A 4,311-nucleotide genomic window follows, 5' to 3' on the forward strand; every position below is an offset into this window, starting at 1 on the left:
GGTGTGGATCCCCTGCTCAAGGCACTGCGCCCGCTCCTGGAATTTCCCGGCGTGTTCGTTCCGGGCTCCAACGACTACTACGCCCCTACGTTGAAGAATCCCGCCTCCTACCTGCTGGGTCCGTCGAGGGCGAAGCACAACCCGGTCGAGCTGGACTGGCCGCGGCTGCGCTCGGGATTCGGAATGGGCGGCTGGGTTGATCTCACCAACCGCCACCAGTCGATAGTGCTGCAAGGGATCCGGTTCGATTTCTCGGGTGTGGACGATCCGCACCTGAAACGGGAGCGCTACGCCGGCTGGCCACGCGGGACCCGCAACCAGGACCAGAACGCGCACCTGCGCGTCGCCGTTATCCACGCCCCGTACCAGCGCGTGCTGGACCACTTCACCGAGGACGGGGCGGACCTGCTCCTCGCCGGCCACACCCATGGAGGACAGTTGTGCATCCCGGGCTACGGAGCCTTGGTGTCCAACTGCGACCTCCCGACGTGGCGCGCCAAGGGCCTCAACGACTGGGAGAGCAACGGACGTACGACGCCGGTGAACGTCTCGGGCGGTATCGGCACCTCCCGTTTCGCTCCCATCCGCATCGCCTGCAAGCCCGAAGCGGTCCTGCTGACACTTACCTCACGCGAATAATCCCGTAGCGAGTGAGTCCTCTCACTCCATGGCATAGGGTAGTTGCTACGGGAAACTACATTCGTTTTAGAGTATGAGAAGCGGGCATGGCCAAGCAGACCTCATTTTTTAGATCCATCAGCCGTCTTTACCCCCACGTCAGGCCGATTATTCCCCGGCTGGTGCTGGGGCTGGCCTGCGCGCTGCTGGCCAGCATCGTAGCGCTGACCATCCCGCAGGTGCTTCGTGTCCTCGTCAATGAGTCGCTCAAACCGGGCGGCGCCACGAGTGCGGTCTGGACTGCCGCCGTCGTGATCCTTGCTCTCGGCATCACCGAGGCGGTCCTTGTGGCGCTCCGCCGGCAGTTCGTGATCAACCCGGCCACCACCGTGGAAACGCAGATGCGGGTCACACTGTACGGCCACCTGCAGGACCTGACGGTGTCCTTCCATGACCGCTGGGGCTCAGGGCAACTGCTCTCCCGCGCCATGACCGACCTGAACTTCTTGCGCCGCTGGATGGCGTTCGGTGCCATCATGCTGGTGGTCACCACACTGACGGTGATCATCGGGATTGCGGTGATGTTCTCGATGAGCTGGCAGCTGGCCCTGATCTTCCTGGCGGCGGCCGTGCCCATCATGGCGTACAGCTTCCGCTTCCGGACACGTTTCAGCAAAGTTGCCCGGCGCAGCCAGGACCAGGCGGGCGATCTCGCCACCACAGTGGAAGAGTCGGTCCACGGCATCCGCGTCCTCAAGGCATTCGGGCGCAGCCGTGAGGCCCTGGAGAACTTCAACGAGCAGGCCGAGGAACTCCGCCAGACGGAAATCGCCAAAGCCAGGCACCAGGCCGCGTTCACCATGGTGGTCACGCTGCTGCCCGAACTGGCCCTCGGCGCCGGCCTGGTGGTCGGTGTGATGCTGTGCGCCAGCGGGCAGTTGAGCATCGGCGCGCTGGTGGCATTTTTCGCCACTGCCGCCGTGATGGCCACCCCGGTGGAATTCTCCGGCATGCTGCTGGCCATGGCGCTCACGGCGAAGACAGCCCTGGACCGGCATTTCGAGGTCATGGACACCGCCAACACCATCACCAGCCCGGCGTCGCCGCGCAAGCCCGCGCAGCTCAAAGGCGCCCTCCGCTTCAGCAACGCCACATTCGCGTTCGAGGATGCCCCGGACAAACCCATCCTGAACGACATCAACCTGGACGTCCGGCCGGGCGAAACCATGGCGCTGGTAGGCATCACCGGCAGCGGCAAGAGTGCACTGATCCAACTGGTGCCCCGGCTGTACGACGTCACCGCCGGGTCGATCACCATCGACGGCGTGGACCTGCGGGAGTTCGACGTCGAGCAGCTGCGCCGCCTCGTGGCCGTGGCCTTCGAAGACACCACGCTGTTCTCCAGCTCAGTCCGTGAGAACGTGCTGCTGGGGGCCCAGGACAGGACCGACGAAGCCCTCGATGAAGCCTTGGACGTGGCACAGGCGCACTTCGCCTACTCGCTCCCCGAGGGCGTGGAAACCCTCATCGGCGAGGAAGGCCTGAGCCTGTCCGGCGGCCAGCGGCAGCGGCTTGCCCTGGCCCGCGCCATCGCAGCAAGGCCCCGCGTCCTGGTGCTGGATGATCCCCTGTCCGCCCTGGACGTGCACACCGAGGAACTCGTGGAGACCCGGCTCCGTGCAGTCCTGAAGGACACCACTACCCTGATCGTTGCCCACCGGCCCTCAACAGTGGCCCTGGCCGACCGCGTGGCGCTGCTCGAGGGCGGCCGGATCGCCGCCGTCGGAACCCATACCGAACTGTTGGCAAACAACGCCCACTACCGCTATGTCATCGCCAGCCTTGACCGGGAACCACGGGACCTGGATTCAGAACTGTCGGCGCTGGAGGAAGAGGCGGATGCCGAGTCAGAGGAAATCACGCGATGACCCACACAACATTCGGTACCGCCAACGAGGACAATGCCCACCTCAGCAAGAGCGACAGTAAAACCGTACGACGGCGGTCGCTCGCCCTGCTGGCCACGCTGATCCGTCCGGTGCGGCTCAGGTTCTGGCTGACGATTGCCATGGTGGTCCTCTCCCAGGCCGCGCGTGTGGCAGGGCCCGCCCTGATCGCCTTCGGCATCGACCATGCGCTCCCGGCCCTGCGGGCGGGCGACAACGTGCCGCTGGTGCTCACCGGCGTCGCGTACCTCCTGGCTGCGGTCGCGACGGCGGGACTCACCGCCCTTTACGTCACCGCCACCGCGCGGCTCAGCCAGGCCATGCTGCTGGACCTGCGGGTGCGGGTGTTCCAGCACACCCAGCGCCTCAGCCTGGAGTTCCACGAGAAGTACACCTCGGGCCGGATCATTGCCCGGCAGACCTCGGATCTGGAGGCCCTGCGGGAACTGCTCGATTCCGGTGTCAGCTCGTTGGCCTCGGGCATGCTTTTTATGGTTTTCACCGCCATCACGGTGTTCGCGCTGGACTGGCGCAGCGGGCTGCTGGTGCTGGCGGCGGGCGTCCCCATGTTCTTCCTGGCGCGCTGGTACCAGAAGCACTCCCAGATCGCATTCCGTGAATCCCGTGTGGTCTCGGCACGCCTGATCGTGCACTTCGTGGAAACGATGACCGGGATCCGCGCAGTGAAGGCTTTCCGCAAGGAACGCGAGAACGCGGAGCAGTTCGGGCAGTTTTCCGATGACTACCGGCGGGTCACGGTGCGGTCCATCAACCTGAACGGCATCTTCCAGCCCGGCCTGGTGCTGATCGGCAACGTCTGCGTAGCTGTGGTTCTCCTATTCGGCGGCTTCCGGGTCCTCAGCGGCGACCTGGCCGTCGGCGTCCTCCTGGCACTCATGCTGTCCACCAAGCGGTTCTTCCAGCCGGTGGACCAGATGGCCATGTTCTACAACTCCTTCCAAAGCGCCCAAGCGGCCTTGGAGAAAGTGTCCGGGTTGCTGGAGGAGGTTCCCACAGTCCGGCCGCCCAGGAATCCTGTTGCCCTCCAGGATGCACGGGGCACCATCGACTTCAAGGGCGTGGAATTCCGCTACGGCGATGGCCCCATCATCATTCCCAGCCTGGACCTGCACATCGTGGCGGGCCAGACCGTGGCCCTGGTGGGCCAGACGGGTGCCGGCAAGTCCACCCTGGCCAAGCTGATCGCACGCTTCTACGACGTCTCAGCCGGTTCCCTGATGCTGGACGGCGTGGACCTGCGCAACCTCAGCACTACGGACCTGCGCCGGAACATCGTGATGGTCACCCAGGAAGCGTTCCTCTTCAGCGGCTCGGTGGCTGACAACATCGCCCTGGGCCGCCCTGAAGCTTCCCGGGAGGAAATCGAGGACGCGGCCCGGGCCGTCGGGGCCCATGACTTCATTGTTGAACTTCCCGAAGGATATGACACGGATGTCAACAAGCGCGGCGGCAGGGTTTCCTCGGGTCAGCGGCAGCTCATCAGCTTCGCCCGCGCTTTCCTGGCCCGTCCTGCAGTCCTGATCCTGGACGAGGCCACCTCATCGCTGGACATTCCCTCCGAGCGGCTGGTCCAGAGCGGCCTGGCCCGCCTGCTGAGGTCCACGGCGGGCACCGGTGGGGCTGCCGGCGGCACCGCGACGGCTGAGGGCGCTGAATCCATTCCAGGCAGCGGCCGGACGGCGCTGATCATTGCACACCGGCTCTCCACCGTGGAAACGGCCGACCG

At 65.5% G+C, this 4,311-nt stretch carries 3 protein-coding genes; all 3 read left to right on the forward strand.

The window, feature by feature from the left end; translation table 11 throughout:
- Window positions 1-639 (forward strand): metallophosphoesterase (locus DBR22_RS11990; protein WP_108599199.1); only part of this gene is annotated, 639 nt, incomplete at its 5' end.
- A gap of 86 nt (window positions 640-725) precedes the next feature.
- Window positions 726-2,546, forward strand: a complete 1,821-nt coding sequence (locus DBR22_RS11995) for an ABC transporter ATP-binding protein (RefSeq protein WP_108599200.1) — start codon at window positions 726-728, stop codon at window positions 2,544-2,546.
- On the forward strand, window positions 2,543-4,311 hold a 1,769-nt coding region (locus DBR22_RS12000), incomplete at its 3' end, for an ABC transporter ATP-binding protein (protein WP_108599201.1). The genes DBR22_RS11995 and DBR22_RS12000, both read left to right, overlap by 4 nt.

It is taken from the genome of Arthrobacter sp. HMWF013, from assembly GCF_003061105.1.
Lineage (GTDB): Bacteria > Actinomycetota > Actinomycetes > Actinomycetales > Micrococcaceae > Arthrobacter.

What these genes read in the sequence shown, in the direction of transcription:
- DBR22_RS11995 (WP_108599200.1), top strand. Translation starts at nt 726, where the DNA reads ATGGCCAAGCAGACCTCATTTTTTAGATCCATCAGCCGTCTTTACCCC.